Origin of the sequence: Streptomyces sp. NPDC088707, from assembly GCF_044752725.1 — a bacterium.
GTDB lineage: Bacteria > Actinomycetota > Actinomycetes > Streptomycetales > Streptomycetaceae > Streptomyces.
In genome coordinates this window covers 528645-544754 of the sequence record NZ_JBIVLV010000006.1, presented here as the reverse complement: position 1 = coordinate 544754, position 16110 = coordinate 528645, and the positions used below count along the sequence as shown (strand labels likewise).

General features: G+C 71.9%; 14 protein-coding genes and 1 rRNA gene. 8 read left to right on the top strand and 7 right to left on the bottom strand.

From position 1 onward, the window contains the following. Positions 1–93 (top strand): 5S ribosomal RNA (rrf, locus tag ACIP84_RS21415); the annotation flags it as partial. Positions 94–288: 195 nt separating this feature from the next. Beyond that, positions 289–792 carry a hypothetical protein gene (locus ACIP84_RS21410; protein ID WP_401799374.1) on the top strand — a complete coding sequence of 168 codons (504 nt, stop codon included), beginning with the start codon at positions 289–291 and terminating at the stop codon, positions 790–792. A gap of 76 nt (positions 793–868) precedes the next feature. Here ACIP84_RS21410 and ACIP84_RS21405 read toward each other — a convergent pair whose 3' ends face one another. The 6 genes from ACIP84_RS21405 to ACIP84_RS21380 form a co-directional block, all read right to left on the bottom strand. Further along, positions 869–2179, bottom strand: a complete 1311-nt coding sequence (locus ACIP84_RS21405; RefSeq protein WP_401799372.1) for a DUF58 domain-containing protein — start codon at positions 2177–2179, stop codon at positions 869–871. Positions 2180–2191: 12 nt separating this feature from the next. Beyond that, positions 2192–3175, bottom strand: a complete 984-nt coding sequence (locus tag ACIP84_RS21400) for an AAA family ATPase (protein WP_401799370.1) — start codon at positions 3173–3175, stop codon at positions 2192–2194. Then, a complete protein-coding gene (locus tag ACIP84_RS21395) occupies positions 3172–4374 on the bottom strand; it encodes a DUF4350 domain-containing protein (RefSeq protein WP_401799367.1) in 1203 nt (400 codons plus the stop codon). Before ACIP84_RS21395 ends, ACIP84_RS21400 begins: the two co-directional genes overlap by 4 nt. Then, on the bottom strand, positions 4371–5063 hold the full coding sequence (locus ACIP84_RS21390) for a DUF4129 domain-containing protein (RefSeq protein WP_401799365.1): 693 nt from the start codon (positions 5061–5063) through the stop codon (positions 4371–4373). The genes ACIP84_RS21395 and ACIP84_RS21390 overlap by 4 nt, the downstream gene beginning before the upstream one ends. A gap of 4 nt (positions 5064–5067) precedes the next feature. Beyond that, positions 5068–6288: a hypothetical protein gene (locus ACIP84_RS21385; RefSeq protein ID WP_401799362.1), complete on the bottom strand. Its 1221-nt coding sequence runs from the start codon at positions 6286–6288 to the stop codon at positions 5068–5070. Between the two features lie 383 nt (positions 6289–6671). Then, entirely contained in the window at positions 6672–6998 is a 327-nt protein-coding gene (locus ACIP84_RS21380; RefSeq protein WP_401799360.1) for a deoxyxylulose-5-phosphate synthase, read from the bottom strand. Positions 6999–7334: 336 nt separating this feature from the next. On the opposite strand from ACIP84_RS21380, the gene mtrA reads away from it, so the two are divergent. The 6 genes from mtrA to ACIP84_RS21350 all read left to right on the top strand — a co-directional run bounded on the left by mtrA (position 7335) and on the right by ACIP84_RS21350 (position 14906). Continuing rightward, positions 7335–8012, top strand: a complete 678-nt coding sequence (gene mtrA, locus ACIP84_RS21375) for a two-component system response regulator MtrA (RefSeq protein WP_010356958.1) — start codon at positions 7335–7337, stop codon at positions 8010–8012. 1 nt (position 8013) lies between these two features. Continuing rightward, entirely contained in the window at positions 8014–10032 is a 2019-nt protein-coding gene (gene mtrB / locus ACIP84_RS21370; RefSeq protein ID WP_401799357.1) for an MtrAB system histidine kinase MtrB, read from the top strand. A 196-nt stretch (positions 10033–10228) separates the two neighbouring features. Beyond that, entirely contained in the window at positions 10229–11995 is a 1767-nt protein-coding gene (locus ACIP84_RS21365; protein ID WP_401799356.1) for an LpqB family beta-propeller domain-containing protein, read from the top strand. 133 nt (positions 11996–12128) lie between these two features. Then, positions 12129–12938 carry a ComF family protein gene (locus ACIP84_RS21360; RefSeq protein ID WP_401799353.1) on the top strand — a complete coding sequence of 270 codons (810 nt, stop codon included), beginning with the start codon at positions 12129–12131 and terminating at the stop codon, positions 12936–12938. Between the two features lie 292 nt (positions 12939–13230). Further along, on the top strand, positions 13231–13911 hold the full coding sequence (gene hpf, locus ACIP84_RS21355) for a ribosome hibernation-promoting factor, HPF/YfiA family (protein ID WP_401799351.1): 681 nt from the start codon (positions 13231–13233) through the stop codon (positions 13909–13911). A 242-nt stretch (positions 13912–14153) separates the two neighbouring features. Next, positions 14154–14906, top strand: a complete 753-nt coding sequence (locus ACIP84_RS21350; RefSeq protein ID WP_266966394.1) for a response regulator transcription factor — start codon at positions 14154–14156, stop codon at positions 14904–14906. Positions 14907–14915: 9 nt separating this feature from the next. On the opposite strand, the gene ACIP84_RS21345 is transcribed toward ACIP84_RS21350, so the two are convergent. Continuing rightward, positions 14916–16079, bottom strand: a complete 1164-nt coding sequence (locus tag ACIP84_RS21345) for a winged helix-turn-helix domain-containing protein (RefSeq protein WP_401799348.1) — start codon at positions 16077–16079, stop codon at positions 14916–14918. Positions 16080–16110: the final 31 nt, after the last annotated feature.

Sequence of the window (16110 nt, the reverse complement as noted above, 5' to 3'; positions counted from 1 at the left end):
ACGCCCGGTTACATTCCGAACCCGGAAGCTAAGCCTTTCAGCGCCGATGGTACTGCAGGGGGGACCCTGTGGGAGAGTAGGACGCCGCCGAACAACCTTTAGCCTCAACCCCCGGACCTTGTCCGGGGGTTGAGGCATTTTTGCGTTCGGCTGCTTTCAGCCAAAGATTGATGCGCGCATGACATCTCATGCCGGCTGTGACACGCTCCGTCGCGCACTCCGAACCCGGGCGGCTCCGGTGAGCGGCTTGGGTTCCCCCCACCCACAAGCTGTGGCAAGGAGAGCGACATGAAGTACACCCGTACCCTGACCGGTTTGGCCGCGCTGGTGATGGCGGTCGGCATCGGCGTTCCTACCTCGGCCCATGCGAGCGACGGCGTCGCCGGCGCGGAGGTCGACGGCGTGATCGTCATCTCTGGGAACACCTGTAGTTGGACCGGTGCCGACGCCGGTGCGACTCCGCCGAGCGCGCTCACCGTCGACCGGTCCACGATCAACAAGCCGGGCGGAAATCTGACCTGTGGCGGTGGCATCACCGCCTCGCTCAACAACAACCCGGCCTTCAGCTTCGACGACGCCGCCGGTACGGCGACGACGGACGTCATCGACCTGACGGGGAAGCAGTCGTTCGTCTCCTGCCGCTACAAGGTGACGAACATCGTCTGGAACCGGGACGGGGCCACCAGGAAGTACGTGAACACTCCCTTCACGGCCACCAAGGTCTCGGGCTCGTTCCTGTGCCCGGGGTCCTTCAGTGCCGCGGCCGGGGAGGCCTCCGTCGTGTTCCGTTGATTCAGGGCGCCACCTCTGGGCGAGTCGATGGTCGGTACGGGGTTGTTCGCCGTGCCGGCCATCGGTCTTTGCGGCTCTACAGGCGGCCGGCCGCCTTGAGGGCGAGGTACGCGTCGGCCAGGGTGGGGGCGAGGGTGTCGGGGGAGGCGTCGACGACCGTGACGCCGTGGCCGCGGAGCTGGTCCGCGGTACGGGAGCGCTGGGACTGGGTCTGGGTGGCCGCCGCGGCCTCGTAGACACCCTCGATGGAGCCGCGGGTCGTCGCCATGCGGGCGATGTGGGGGTCGGAGACCGAGGCCAGCAGGATCGTGTGGCGCTGGGCGAGCTGCGGCAGGACCGGGAGGAGACCTTCCTCGACCGGAGCGGCGTCGAGGCTCGTCAGAAGGACGATCAGGGAGCGGCGAGGAGCGCGCGCGAGGGCCGTCGCGGCCAGGCCGCGGGCGTCGGTCTCCACCAGTTCGGGTTCGAGCGGGGCGAGGGCGTTGACCACGGCGGGCAGGACGTCGCCGGCGGAGCGGCCCTGGACCTGGGCGCGGAGGCGTCGGTCGTAGGCCAGGAGGTCCATGCGGTCGCCGGCGCGGGAGGCGAGCGCGGTGAGCAGGAGTGCCGCGTCCATGGAGGCGTCCAGGCGGGGGACGTCGCCGACGCGGCCGGCCGAGGTGCGGCCGGTGTCCAGGACGATCAGGATGTGGCGGTCCCGCTCGGGGCGCCAGGTGCGGACGGCGACCGTGGTCTGGCGAGCGGTGGCCCGCCAGTCGATTGAGCGGGTGTCGTCGCCGGGGACGTACTCGCGGAGGCTGTCGAACTCCGTGCCCTCGCCGCGGGTGAGGACGCTGGTGCGGCCGTCGAGTTCACGGAGCCGGGCCAGACGGGACGGCAGGTGCTTTCGGCTGGTGAACGGGGGCAGGACGCGGACGGTCCAGGGAACCTCGTGGTTGCCCTGACGGGCGGCCAGGCCCAGGGGGCCGTACGAGCGGACCGTGATCCGCTCGGCCCGGCGGTCGCCGCGGCGGGTCGGGCGCAGGCTCGTGGTGATGCGGCGGCGTTCGCCGGCGGGGACCGTGAGGCGGTGGCGCGAGGAGACCTGGTCGGTGCCGGGAAGCCAGCTGCTGGGCGGCCAGGCGTCCCTGAGCTGGGCGCGGAGGGGGCGGCGGGACCGGTTGGTGACGGTGAGCTGGACGGTTGCCTCGTCACCGAGTCGAACGGATGTATCACCAATTCGGGTGAATTGGAGCGTTCGTACTGGTGCCGCCAGGATGTAGTCGCACAGAATTGCGAGGGAGAGGGGCGCGTTCACCGCGAGCATCCCCGCCCAGCTGGGGGCGAGGACGCCGACGGGGATCGATCCGAGGGCGGCGAGCAGCGCTGTTCGTCCGGTGAGGGCCATGGGGCGCCGTTCTCAGCGGGGGACGGGGACGTGGGCGAGGATCGAGTTGATGACGGAGTCGGGGGTGACTCCTTCCATCTCGGCCTCGGGCCGCAGGTGGATGCGATGACGCAGGGTGGGGAGAGCGAGGGCCTTCGCATCGTCCGGGGTGACGTAGTCCCGGCCGGTGAGCCAGGCCCAGGCGCGGGCGGTGGAGAGCAGGGCGGTGGCGCCTCGGGGGGAGACCCCGAGCGTGAGCGAGGGGGATTCACGCGTGGCACGACAGATATCGACGACATAGCCGGCGATCTCCGCGGAGACGGAGACCTTGGTGACGGCGGCTCGGGCGGCTTCGAGCTCGGCGGGGCCGGCGACGGGACGGACACCGGCGGCCTTCAGGTCACGGGGGTCGAAGCCCTCGGCGTGACGGGTGAGCACCTGGATCTCGTCAGAGCGGGAGGGCAGAGGGACCGTCAGCTTCAGCAGGAAGCGGTCCAGTTGGGCCTCGGGGAGGGGGTAGGTGCCCTCGTACTCGACGGGGTTCTGGGTCGCGGCCACCAGGAAGGGTTCGGGGAGTGGACGCGGGGTGCCGTCGACCGTGACCTGGCGCTCCTCCATCGCCTCAAGGAGGGAGGCCTGGGTCTTCGGCGGTGTGCGGTTGATCTCGTCGGCGAGCAGGAGATTCGTGAAGACCGGGCCGGGCTGGAAGGAGAACTCGGAGGTCCGGGTGTCGTAGACCAGGGAGCCGGTCACGTCGCTCGGCATCAGGTCGGGGGTGAACTGGACGCGCTTGGTGTCGAGTTCGAGTGCGGCGGCGAGCGAGCGGACCAGCAGGGTCTTCGCGACGCCGGGCACGCCTTCGAGGAGGACGTGTCCGCGGCAGAGCAGGGCGACGACGAGACCGGTGACGGCGGGGTCCTGGCCGACCACGGCCTTTCCGATCTCGGTGCGCAGGGCCTCCAGGGAGGCGCGGGCGCTGTCCGAGTTCGTGACGGTCTCGGGGGTCGGGGCGCTCATGAGGTGCGTACCTCTCTTTCGAGGGCGTCGAGTTGGTCCGCCAGGCGGATGAGAGTGGCGTCATCGGCGGGAGTGGGGCCGAAGAGGAGACGGCGGGGGTCTGCGGTGGTCTCGGGGAGACGGGCGGAGAGTGCGGGGAGGAGGCGGTCGGCGGAGTGGGCGTCCTGGACGGGGACGCCGAGCAGCGGGGCGATCCGGGTGCGGGTCGCGGTGCGCAGTACCGAAGCGGCACGGTCGCGGGCGTTCGCCTTGCGGTAGAGGCGGGCGCGGCCCTCGGTGGCCTCGGAGGCGCGGAGGGCGACAGGCAGGCGCTCGGTCACCAGCGGGCCGAGGCGGCGGGCGCGCCAGACGGCGGCGAGCAGGGCCGCGATCGCGAGCTGGAGTGTGCCCCACAGCCAGCCGGAGGGGATCAGGGAGAGGAAGTCGCCCGTGGTGCCGTCGTCGGATGTGTCGGCGGTGGCGGAGGCATCGGTCAGGGAGGGGAGGTACCAGACGAGATGGGTCCGGGAGCCGAGGAGTTGCAGGGCGAGCGAGGCGTTGCCCTGCTGGTCGAGACGCTTGTTGTAGAGGATGTCGGGCGAGCCGAGGAGGACGGTGTCGGCGGTGCCCTGCCCGGGGATCCGGAGCAGGGTCGGCAGACCGTCGGAGGGGTAGCAGGAGTCCGTGGTCGTGCCGGGGGCGGTGAGGTAGCGCTCGCCGCCGAGGTCGACGCTGCCGGCGCGGGTGGCCTCCGCCAGGGTGCAGGAGGGGGCGCGGTCGTCCACGGGGGTGCTGGTCGAGCTGGTGACCCCTGGGGCGAGGGTGTCGAGGGAAGGCCGGCCCGCGCCCACCAGGACCGTGCGGCCCGTGGAGCTCGTCATGGCCTGGCGGAGCGTGGACTGCTGAGGCTGTGTCAGCAGATCGGGCGTGGTGACCAGGAGTGTGGCGTCGGGGTCCGTCGCGGCGGTGGCCTCGTCGAGGGTGGTGACGAGGGTGAGCTCGATGCCACGGGCCTTGAGGAGTTCGGCGACGGCCCGGCTGCCGTTCGGATCGGCGGAGCGGGGGTCGAGGGAGCCGTGGGAGTCGGAGGAACGCAGCGTCGCGAGGGCCAGGCCGCCGATGAGGATCAGGGCGAGGACGAGGGCCGCGCCGCGGGCTCGGGTCCAGAGCTGGCGGGGAGAGGCGGCGGTCGACGTGGCGCTGGTGGCCGGGCGGCTCATGCGGGTGTCCCCGTGGAGGCGGTGTCGAGGGTGGGGCGGGTGCGCTCCAGCGCGGTGTCCAGCTCCTCGATGCGGCGGTACGCGGGCTCGTCGGCGGTGCGGCCGCCGTATGTGACGTCGTCGAAGACGCGGACGGCGAGGCGCAGGTCGTCCGCGTGGGCGGGGAGGGAGCGGCTCGCTTCGGCGGCGGCCTCGTCCGCGGTGCGGCCGGGACGGGGGTCGAGCAGGGTGCGTTCCTCGAGGGAGCGGACGATGGCCCGGGTTCGTTCCTGGACGGCCTGGTTCCAGCGGCCGGCGGAGGCGTGGCGGGCGGCGGCCGCCCGGTGCTCGCGGGCGGTGCGGGGGCCGTCCGTGAAGAGGGAGTCGCCGGTGGTGCCCGGTGTGCGGTGGGAGGTGCCGAGGCGCCACCAGAGGGCGGCGACCGCGACGACCACGAGCAGGACGATCGCGACGAGGCCGATCACGCCGCCGGGCGTGGCACCCGACGCGGCGTCGAAGAGGTCGCCGACCCACTCCCAGAAGCGGTCGAGGCCGCGCTGGAGGAGGTTCGGGTCGTTCTCGTGGTACATCGGCTTGGACAGCTCCCGTTCCGCCGCCTCCTGGGCGGGGACGCGGGAGATGTCCACCGGGATGTCGTCGTCGGCGCGGAGCCGCGCCAGTGCCGTGGTCGTTCCCCCCGTGACCGTCACGGCATCAGCCTCCGACGGTCTGGGCGCCCGGGGCGGGGCCGTAGCCGGGGATGCCCGCGGCCCGTGCCAGTTCGAGGTCCAGGGCTTCGCGGCGGATGCGCTGGTCCACGTAGAGGAGGACCGTGACACCGGCCGAGATCGGGTAGGTGATCGCGCTGGTGATCACACCGCCGATGCCCGTGATGATCAGGAACGGCCAACCGAACGTGGTGGACGTGCCGGAGAGCATGTCGGAGAAGCCGTCTCCGTCGACCGCGATGCCGAGGATGGTGAACGGGATCGCGATGATCATGGAGAAGATGAAGATCAGCAGCTGGGTGAGGAGCGTGATGCCGAAGATGCGCCACCACGCGCCCCGAACCAGCTTCGCCGAGCGCTTCAGCGACTGGATCACGCCCCCGCGCTCCAGCATCAGGGCGGGGGACGCCAGGTTGAAGCTGATCATCAACCAGGCCACCGCCACCAAGGCGCCGAGACCGCCGAGGAGCGTCAGGGCCACGCCTGCGGCGCCGCCGATCAGAAGACCGGGGAGCAGGCCGATCATGACGATGGCGGAGCTCATCGCGGCGAGCAGCAAGGTCAGGCCGATGAGCTGGAGGAGCCGCGGCCGTGCCTCCTGCCAGGCGGCGCCGAGCGAGACGGGGCGGCCGAGGACGGCGCGGCTGATGACGACGGTCAGCAGAGCGGCGCTGACCAGGGACGCCATCAGCGTCACGAGGAGGGCGGGGCCCAGGCCGATCAGGGACGACTGGGCAGCGTCGAGGGACTGCTCGAGCGCCTCGGCGGGACTGGCGTCCGGGTTCGCCGCAGGAACGTCGGGGGCGAGATACCGCTGGGCCAGGATGTCGGCGATCTGGGAGATCACCGCGACCGTGACCGTGATGGCCAGCACGGTGCGCCAGTAGGTGCGGAGGGTCTTCACCGCGCCGTCGAGGATCTCGCCCATGCCCAGCGGGCGCAGCGGGATCACTCCGGGCTTCGCGGCCGGCGGCCGGCCCCAGTGGGTGTTCGGGGGAGGAGCTCCCCAGCCCTGTCCCTGGCCGGGGGCCGGGGGCGGGGTCTGGCCGGTCGGCGGGGACCACTGGCCGGCGGGCGGCTGGTCCTTGGACCACTGAGGGGCGGAGCCGTTCGCGTCGGCCGGAGCGGCGGGCCGGGGGACCCCGGAGCCGTTCTGATCGTCGGAGGGGGCGGATCCGGGCGAGGTCCAGCCCGGAGTGTCGTTCACGGTCGTCCACCTCGGAGGAATGGTCGCGGTGCCGGATCGGCGAACCGGCTCGGTCACGGCGGCCGACACCTGACACGGCGGCGGGCCGGGTGCCATCGTGCCACGCGGGACCCGCCCGTGGGCCGGAGCGGCCGTGACCTTCGTACCTTCGTGCGGACCTTCATGGTGCGAGCGGCAGCCGGCGCACTGTGCGGATACCCGATCATCTCGCGCGAACCGGGCCGATCGGGGCGCGATCGACAGGGTCGCGGCCCTCCCCGGGGATGTCTCGGACGTGGCCTGGCGGGACCGTGAGGCCAGCGGGGTTCCGGTGCGGGCGACGATGCGTGCCTGGCGGACGTCCACGGCGACGAGCGCGTCCGGCTCGTCGTCCGGTTCGACACCTAGACTTCGTAGCGCTTCAGGGCTCGCGCGAGGGGCTCGCCGGTGCGGCGCGCGTACGCGGTGCGGGCCCTGACCTCGCGCAGTGTGGTGGGCCGCCAGCCCGGGCCTCCGCAGCAGCTCTTGTGGAAGCCGATCCCCGCGTGAAGGAGAGCTGACAGCACCCGCCAGGCGTCCTTGTCGCGGCGCTGGGGCGGCGCGAACGCTGAACCGGCGTGGATCATCACCCGCGCACAGCGGGGACAGCGCCGATCGCGTTCGGGACCGTGGAACTGCTTGTACGAGGCCCGACACGGCAGGCACACGTAGGAGGTCTTGCCGTGGCTCATGGGGGCAAGTTAGGCGCTTGCGCGGCAGGGCTGCCAGGCAATTGCCCTGCCGACGGGGCCCAGCCGTCCTCCGGTCGGTCGAATGCTCACGCGCACCGGATCGGACCGGCGCGCCCACGGCAGGCCGAAGTGGCCGGCCCTTCCCATGGGCCGCGAGAGGCGGCGCACGGTACGGTTCTGCGCGACCACCGGGGGGCACGGGGGTGACATCCATGACTGACATCAACACCCACGGACACGGGCAGTCACCGACGGTTGATCAAGGACGTCGCCGCAGGTGAGTGAGGTATCTCACCAGCCGCCTTAGGACTGATACGGAAATGGGATGATGTCGATATGAAGGGACGCGTTCTTGTCGTCGACGACGACACCGCACTGGCCGAGATGCTCGGCATCGTGCTGCGGGGTGAAGGGTTCGAGCCGTCGTTCGTCGCGGACGGTGACAAGGCGCTTGCCGCATTCCGGGAGGCCAAGCCTGACCTGGTGCTGCTCGACCTGATGCTGCCCGGGAGGGACGGCATCGAGGTGTGCCGCCTGATCAGGGCCGAGTCGGGTGTGCCGATCGTCATGCTCACCGCGAAGAGCGACACGGTCGACGTGGTCGTGGGTCTGGAGTCAGGGGCCGACGACTACATCGTCAAGCCGTTCAAGCCGAAGGAGCTCGTGGCCCGTATCCGGGCGCGGCTGCGGAGGTCCGAGGAGCCGGCGCCCGAGCAGCTCACCATCGGTGACCTGGTCATCGACGTGGCAGGGCACTCCGTGAAGCGGGACGGGCAGTCCATCGCCCTGACCCCGCTGGAGTTCGACCTGCTCGTCGCGCTGGCGCGCAAGCCGTGGCAGGTGTTCACCCGTGAGGTGCTCCTCGAGCAGGTCTGGGGCTACCGCCACGCGGCGGACACCCGGCTGGTGAACGTGCACGTGCAGCGGCTGCGCTCGAAGGTCGAGAAGGACCCCGAGCGGCCGGAGATCGTGGTGACCGTGCGAGGCGTCGGATACAAGGCGGGACCGAGCTGACATGAGTACAGGCAGTACTGCTCCGAAGCCCGGGGACCCGGGAGACCGTACGGGGCGGGCTGCCGGACCGGGGCGGGGGGGCTCGCGTTCCGGCCGTCCGCCGCGGGGCGGACGGCTGTTCCGGGACGGGACGCCGGGCGGACCCGTCCTCCGGCTCTTCGCGCGCTGGGTGCGCCGGCCGTTGCTGCCCGCTGTGCGGCTGTGGCGGCGCAACATCCAGTTGCGGATCGTCGCGGGCACTCTGCTCATGTCGCTCGGTGTCGTGCTGCTGCTCGGCCTGGTCGTGATCGGCCAGGTCCGCAACGGACTGCTCGACGCCAAGGAGAGGGCCGCCCAGAGCCAGGCCGCCGGGGGGTTCTCCGCCGCCCAGGACCGGGCGGCGACGACTCCTTCCGCACCCGGTCAGCAGGACGGCGCGCGGGCCGGTGCCTCCGTGAACTGGCGCTCCACCCTGGTCGAGCAGCTCGCCAGTGGTGGGCAGAGCGCCTTCAACGTGGTCGCGCTCTCCCTCGACACCGGTGAGGCCGCGAGCCGCGGCGCCCGTGCCTCCGGGGAGGTCGACCCGACCACCAGCATCCCCGCGGAACTGCGGCACTCGGTGGCCCAGGGCACGGACACCTTGCAGAAGTTCACCCGCATCCACTACACCAGCGGGAAGCCGTCCGAGGCCGGTCTGGTGATCGGCAAGCGGCTGAACGACGCCGAGGGCACCCAGTACGAGCTGTACTACCTCTTCCCGCTGACCCAGGAGGAGGACTCCCTCACCCTGGTCAAGGGCACCCTCGCGACCGCCGGGCTCTTCGTCATGGTGCTGCTCGGCGCCATCGCCTGGCTGATGGTGCGCCAGGTCGTGACCCCGGTACGGATGGCCGCCGGGATCGCCGAGCGTCTCTCGGCCGGCCGCCTTCAGGAACGCATGAAGGTCACCGGCGAGGACGACATCGCCCGGCTGGGTGAGGCCTTCAACAAGATGGCCCAGAACCTTCAGCTCAAGATCCAGCAGCTGGAGGAGCTGTCGCGGATGCAGCGGCGGTTCGTCTCGGACGTCTCGCACGAGTTGCGCACCCCGCTCACCACGGTCCGGATGGCCGCCGACGTCATCCACGAGGCCAGGGTCGACTTCGACCCGATCACCGCCCGCTCCGCCGAACTCCTCGGCGACCAGCTCGACCGCTTCGAGTCGCTGCTCTCCGACCTTCTGGAGATCAGCCGCTTCGACGCGGGAGCGGCCGCCCTGGAGGCCGAGCCGATAGACCTGCGGCAGGTCGTGCGCCGGGTCATCGGCGGCGCCGAGCCCCTCGCCGAACGCAAGGGAACCCGGATCGTGGTCGTCGGCGACAAGCAGCCCGTGGTGGCCGAGGCGGACGCCCGCCGGGTCGAGCGGGTGCTGCGCAACCTCGTCGTCAACGCCGTCGAGCACGGCGAGGGCCGGGACGTGGTGGTGAAGCTGGCCGCCGCCGGCGGGGCCGTCGCCGTCGCGGTCCGCGACTACGGCGTCGGGCTCAAGCCGGGCGAGGCGACCCGGGTGTTCAACCGCTTCTGGCGCGCCGACCCCGCCCGCGCGCGCACCACCGGCGGCACCGGCCTCGGCCTGTCGATCGCGGTGGAGGACGCCCGGCTGCACGGCGGCTGGCTCCAGGCCTGGGGCGAGCCCGGCGGAGGTTCGCAGTTCCGGCTCACCCTGCCGCGGACCGCGGACGAGCCGCTGCGGGGCTCCCCGATACCCCTTGAGCCCGAGGACTCGCGGCGCAACCGCGAGCAGGCGGCAGCCGGACGCGCCCAGGACAACGCGCGCCTCGCGGCGGTGCCGGTGCAGTCCGCCGGCGACCGGCCGCAGCTCCCCGTACCGCCGAGGCTGCCCGCGCCGTCGCGGGCGACCGTCGACCCGACGGCCCTGCCCGGCAGCGGCGCCCGGGTCGTGGCGCGTACGGCGGCGGAGAACGACGGTGCCGGGGCGGGTTCGGCCACGGCCGACGCACACGGGAACGCGGAGCGGGAGGACGGGACACGTGGGCGCTGACTCCTCACAGGGGCACGCGGGGCGGGGCCTCCGAAAGGGGCACGTGGCCTGGGGCTTCCCGGGCTTCCGCGGAGGGCACGACAGTCCGGATCTCCCTCCGGGGCAGGGCCGCGGGCAGGGCCCCGGGCAGGGCCGGAGTGCGCGCGCGGTGGTGCTCGCCGCGTGCGGCGGGCTTCTGGTGACCGGGTGCGCGACCATGCCCGACAGCGGCGACGTCCAGGCGGTCAAGGGGGCCAACCAGGGCGACTCGCAGGTGCGGGTCTACGCGGTGGCGCCCCGGGAGAACGCGGACCCGGACGAGATCGTCGACGGCTTCCTCGAGGCCATGACCAGTGACGACCCCGGCTTCGCCACGGCCCGCAAGTACCTGACGACCCAGGCGGCGCGGACCTGGAAGCCGGAGGAGAGCATCACCGTGCTCACCACCGCGCCCAACCGCGACCTGGCCGACCGCAACGCCGACCCCGACAACCAGGGCCGCTCCTACCCGCTCTCCGGCCGCAGGATCGCGACCGTGGACGACCGGCACGCGTACCAGCCGTACAGCCCCGCCGCGTACCTCCAGTCGATCCACGTCGTGCAGCAGCCCACGGCCAACGGCAAGGGCAAGGAATGGCGCATCGACAGCCTGCCGCCGGGCCTGGTGCTCGGCGAGGCCGATTTCCTGCGCAACTACCGGTCGGTCAACAAGTACTACTTCGCCTCGGGGGAGGACTGGGTCGTCGCCGACCCGGTCTACATCCGGCAGCGCCAGGACCCCGTCACCCGGATGGACCCGGTGACGCAGACGGTCAGGGCGCTCCTCGAAGGCCCCACGGACTGGCTGAAGCCGGCCGTCGACTCCAGCTTCCCCTCCGGTACGGAGCTGCGGAAGGGCGTCACCACGCTCACGCCCGACGACCAGTCCACGCTCAAGGTGCCGCTGAACGGCAAGGCGGACCTGGTGGGCGGCGAGCCGTGCCGGCGGATGGCGGCGCAGCTGCTGTTCACGCTGCGCGACCTGACCTCCGTGAACGCCGAGCAGGTGGAGCTCCAGGGGTCGAGGGGCCAGGCGCTGTGCCGTCTCGGTAAGGGACAGGCGACCGACGAGTTCGCCCCCGTGCGGAACACGGACCGGGACGAGAACCCGTACTTCGTCGACGAGCACCGCAAGCTGGTGATGCTGGTCGGCGCGGGCAAGGAGTCCAACGCGCCCGTCGAGGTGCCCGGCCCGTTCGGCAAGGGCACGCTGCGGCTCGGGTCGGTCGCCGTCGACCGGGGCGAGACCCGGGCGGCCGGGGTCGAGGAGACCGGCCGCGAGCTGTTCGTCTCCTCCCTCACCACCGAGGAGGAGGCGGCCCCCGCGATCCTGCGCAGCAAGGCCGTCAAGCTCACCGACCGGCTGTCCGCGCCCAGCTGGGACGGCCGGGGCAACCTGTGGATCGCCGACCGCGACCCCGCCGCACCCCAGCTGTGGATGGTGCCGGACGGCACCGGCGACCCCGTCAAGGTGCGCACGCCGTGGCTGGCCGACGACGCGAGGATCGAGTCGCTGCGGGTCTCCGCCGACGGGGTCCGGATCGCGCTCGTGGTCACCCGGGGCGGGGACACGACCCTGCAGATCGGCCGGGTCCAGCGGCAGACGTCGGGCGACGAGCCGGTCGTCTCCGTGGACGACCTCCAGCCCGCCGCGCCCCGGATGGAGTCGGTCACGGCCGTCTCCTGGGCCGGGCCGAGCCGGCTCGTGGTGGTCGGCAAGGAGGCGGGCGGCGTCCAGCAGATCCGCTACCTCCAGACCGACGGCTCGACCTCGGCGAGCGCGGTGCTCCCCGGTCTGAACGGGGTGACCTCGGTGGCCGCGCCGTACAAGGGCTCCGTGCCGGTGGTCGCGGACTCCGGCAACGACGGCATCGTGCGGCTCGCCCCGGGCACCAACTGGCAGCCCGTGGTCAAGACCGGGACCTCGCCCGTCTATCCGGGGTAGCAGCGACCTCGTCGGTGGCTGCGCGGGTGGCGCCGCCGCCATCCGCGACCGGGTACCTGACGTACTCCGGGGGCACCCGCGGGGGTTTTCCACAGGGGTGGCCGAGGCGCCCGCGAAGGCGCACAGTGGAGCCATGCGGGGGTGGTGGCGCGAGATCGCCGGGCTGGTGCTGCCGGTCGCGTGCGGAGGCTGCGGGAGGCAGCGCACCGAGCTGTGCCCGTCGTGCGAGGCGGTGTTGACCGGGGCGGGGGAGGGGCCGCGCAGGGTGCGGCCGTCGCCCGAGCCGGCAGGCCTGCCCGTCGTCCATGCCGTCGCGCCGTACGCCGACGCCGTGCGCGAACTGCTCATCGCCCACAAGGAGCGCGGGGCGCTCTCGCTCGCCCGGCCCCTGGGCGGTGCCCTCGCCCTCGCCGTGGAGGCCGCTGCCGGGGGCGACGAGGGCCTCGCGGCGCGACCGCTGCTCCTTGTACCGGTGCCCTCCTCGCGGCGCTCCGTGCGGGCGCGTGGCCACGATCCGACGCGCCGGATCGCGCTGGCCGCGGCGGCCCGGCTGCGGGGCTCGGGGCGGCAGGCGCGGGTCGTGCCGGTGCTGCGGCAGCGGCGGTACGTGGCGGACCAGGCGGGTCTCGGGGCGCGCGGACGGCTCGCGAACCTGTCCGGCGCGCTGGAGGTCGTGCCCGGCGGCGGGCGGCTGCTCCGGGCGGGAGAGGTGGTGCTCGTCGACGATCTGATGACCACGGGCGCATCGCTCGCGGAGGCGGCGCGCGCCCTCGGAGGCGTACACCCTTCGTTCATTCCTGGAATACCGCACGGCTTACCGGGCGGTTCGGCGCAGCGCGGATTCGAACAGCGGGCGGCGGCTGTGATCGCATCCTCTCCCGCTTCGTTCGAAATAAACCGGAACTTGCAAGGAACTTGGAACGTTGCAGGTGGTGAGTGGTGAAAGCACCCGAACGGAGGTATGTCGCGGTAGCGGGTGCCGACACCCGTCCGAAGGGGCTATGTTCGGTTGTGAGGAATGGCGAAAGCCATCGCCTAGCCGAATATGGTTGCGCCTACAGGACAGGAGTTCAGGGCGAATTAACCTCTTGTCGATGGGGTGGGGATCTTGTCGACTGGGGAGGAGAGGTGAAACTCGCCAAGTCCGAGCTCCGGTAACCACCGGAGTCTGGTGCAAAGGGAGAAGCCCTGCGGCCGAGAGAGCCGATCAGGGCGATCCGGGAACGGAGTTCTGCGTGGACATCGTCGTCAAGGGCCGCAAGACCGAGGTGCCCGAGCGGTTCCGCAAGCACGTGGCCGAGAAGCTGAAGCTGGAGAAGATCCAGAAGCTCGACGGCAAGGTGATCAGCCTCGACGTCGAGGTGTCCAAGGAACACAACCCGCGGCAGGCCGACAGGTCGGACCGCGTGGAGATCACCCTCCACTCCCGAGGCCCGGTGATCCGGGCGGAAGCCGCGGCGGCGGACCCGTACGCGGCCCTCGACCTCGCCAGCGACAAGCTCGAGGCACGACTGCGCAAGCAGCACGACAAGCGGTACACCCGCCGTGGAAACGGCAGGCTTTCGGCGGCCGAGGTCGGGGATGTGGTGCCCGGCGCCGCCCAGCTCAACGGAGACGGCCAGCTCGTCACCGACGAGTCCGACAAGGTGCCCACCACGATGATGGGCTCGATCGAAGTCCAGGGCGAAGGCCCGCTGGTGGTCCGCGAGAAGACCCACCGGGCCGCACCGATGACCCTCGACCAGGCTCTCTACGAGATGGAGCTGGTCGGACACGACTTCTACCTCTTCGTCGACTCCGACACGAAGCAGCCGAGTGTCGTCTACCGCCGACACGCGTACGACTACGGCGTCATCCATGTGGAGAGCGACCCGCTCGCCGAGGGTGGCGGCGCCGGTGGTGCGCTCGGCGGCTGACCGCCGTCTCGCGCCCCCACACCCCAATTGCCCCTCACGGTGCCCCTGGAGCGCTCTTCGCGTCCCCAGGGGCACCCCCGTGCGGACGCTCTTGGCGTCCCCAGGGGCACCCCCGTGCGCCCGCGGATCACCCCGTTGCCGCCGGAGCATGAAAGCATGGCGTGCACGCCAACCGGTGCTCCCTGAGTAGCGGTTGGAGGACCGGAAACGAATTCAGGCCACGGCCTTCAGGGGGAGGAACGATGGCGGACAGCTTCGGGCCGGTGCTCAGCGGGCGCGAGCACGGTGGTGCGGTCCCGGAGGGATCGGAATCGGACAGCGGCTCATTCCGCAAGGAGCCGATCCGGGTCCTCGTCGTGGACGACCATGCCCTCTTCCGCCGCGGACTCGAGATCGTCCTCGCGCAGGAGGAGGACATCCAGGTCGTCGGGGAGGCCGGTGACGGGGCAGAGGCCGTCGACAAGGCGGCCGATCTGCTGCCCGACATCGTCCTGATGGACGTACGGATGCCCCGGCGCGGCGGCATCGAGGCATGCACCTCCATCAAGGAGGTGGCGCCCAGCGCGAAGATCATCATGCTGACGATCAGCGACGAGGAGGCCGACCTCTACGACGCGATCAAGGCGGGGGCCACCGGCTACCTCCTCAAGGAGATCTCCACCGACGAGGTCGCGACCGCCATCCGCGCGGTCGCCGACGGCCAGTCGCAGATCAGCCCCTCGATGGCGTCGAAGCTCCTCACCGAGTTCAAGTCGATGATCCAGCGCACCGACGAGCGCAGGCTCGTGCCCGCCCCCCGGCTGACCGACCGGGAGCTGGAGGTCCTCAAGCTCGTCGCGACCGGGATGAACAACCGGGACATCGCCAAGGAGTTGTTCATCTCCGAGAACACGGTGAAGAACCACGTCCGGAACATCCTGGAGAAGCTGCAGCTGCACTCCCGGATGGAGGCCGTGGTCTACGCGATGCGGGAGAAGATCCTCGAGATCCGGTAGCCGGCCGGGCTAGCCCAGCGCCGCCACCAGGTCCTTCGCCAGCCCCGGGGTGTCCACCCGCTCCACCCTCACCGCGTCGCAGCCGACCCATTCGGCCGCCTCGCGCAGCGCCCGCGCCACCGCCGGCACGGCCTTGGGGCCGTCGAGCGACACCTGGCGGGCGACGAGCGTCCCGCCCTCCCGAGCGGGGTCCACCCGGCCGACCAGCCGGCCGCCGGCCAGGACCGGCATCGCGAAGTAGCCGTGGATCCGCTTCTGCTTCGGCACGTACGCCTCCAGGCGGTGCGTGAAGCCGAAGATCCGCTCCGTGCGGGGCCGCTCCCAGATCAACGAGTCGAACGGCGACAGCAGGGTCGTACGGTGCCGGCCGCGCGGCTCGGTGGCCAGCGCCGCCGGGTCCGCCCAGGCGGGCTTCCCCCAGCCCGCCACCGTGACCGGCACCAGGCCCGCCGCCTCGACCACCGCGTCGAACTGCTCCCCCTTGAGCCGGTGGTAGTCGGCGATGTCCGCGCGCGTGCCCACGCCCAGCGCCTCGCCCGCCTGCCGGACGAGCCGCCGCACGCACTCGGTGTCGTCCAGGTCGTCGTGGAGCAGGGTCTGCGGGATCGCCCGCTCCGCCAGGTCGTACACCCGCTTCCAGCCGCGCCGCTCGACCACGACCACCTCGCCGTACATCAGCGCCCGCTCGACGGCGATCTTGGTGTCCGACCAGTCCCACCACTCGCCCTTGTTCTTCGCGCCGCCCAGCTCGGTCGCCGTCCGCGGCCCCTCGGCGCGCAGCTGGTCGATCACCTTGTCGTACGCCCCGGCGGACAGCTCGTGGCCCCAGTGCGGGCGACCGCGGTAGGCGCGCCTGCGGAAGGCGAAGTGCGGCCACTCCTCGACGGGCAGCACACAGGCCGCGTGCGACCAGTACTCGAAGGCGTGGGAGCCGGTCCAGTAGGCGTCCTCGACCGTCGTACGGCCGACGGCGCCCAGGCGCGCGTACGGAATGAGCTCGTGCGAGCGGGCGAGGACGGAGATCGTGTCGAGCTGGACCTGGCCGAGACCGCGCAGCACGCCGCGCACCCCGGCGCGGCGGTCGGGCGCACCCAGGAAGCCCTGGGCTCGCAGCGCGATCCGGCGGGCGTCGTCGGCGGACAGTTCGGCGGCGGGGCGCGGCACAGTCGTCATGGACCGCACCCTAGGCCCCGGCACTGACAGT

Bases quoted from the DNA above. Each gene is read 5' to 3' on its own strand.
- ACIP84_RS21405 (WP_401799372.1), bottom strand. From the start codon at position 2,179: ATGGCCCTCACCGGACGAACAGCGCTGCTCGCCGCCCTCGGATCGATC.
- ACIP84_RS21395 (WP_401799367.1), bottom strand. From the start codon at position 4,374: ATGAGCCGCCCGGCCACCAGCGCCACGTCGACCGCCGCCTCTCCCCGC.
- ACIP84_RS21360 (WP_401799353.1), top strand. From the start codon at position 12,129: ATGCGGGGGTGGTGGCGCGAGATCGCCGGGCTGGTGCTGCCGGTCGCG.
- ACIP84_RS21345 (WP_401799348.1), bottom strand. From the start codon at position 16,079: ATGACGACTGTGCCGCGCCCCGCCGCCGAACTGTCCGCCGACGACGCC.
- ACIP84_RS21350 (WP_266966394.1), top strand. From the start codon at position 14,154: ATGGCGGACAGCTTCGGGCCGGTGCTCAGCGGGCGCGAGCACGGTGGT.
- mtrA (WP_010356958.1), top strand. From the start codon at position 7,335: ATGAAGGGACGCGTTCTTGTCGTCGACGACGACACCGCACTGGCCGAG.
- ACIP84_RS21380 (WP_401799360.1), bottom strand. From the start codon at position 6,998: ATGAGCCACGGCAAGACCTCCTACGTGTGCCTGCCGTGTCGGGCCTCG.
- ACIP84_RS21400 (WP_401799370.1), bottom strand. From the start codon at position 3,175: ATGAGCGCCCCGACCCCCGAGACCGTCACGAACTCGGACAGCGCCCGC.
- ACIP84_RS21365 (WP_401799356.1), top strand. From the start codon at position 10,229: ATGCCCGACAGCGGCGACGTCCAGGCGGTCAAGGGGGCCAACCAGGGC.
- ACIP84_RS21410 (WP_401799374.1), top strand. From the start codon at position 289: ATGAAGTACACCCGTACCCTGACCGGTTTGGCCGCGCTGGTGATGGCG.
- mtrB (WP_401799357.1), top strand. From the start codon at position 8,014: ATGAGTACAGGCAGTACTGCTCCGAAGCCCGGGGACCCGGGAGACCGT.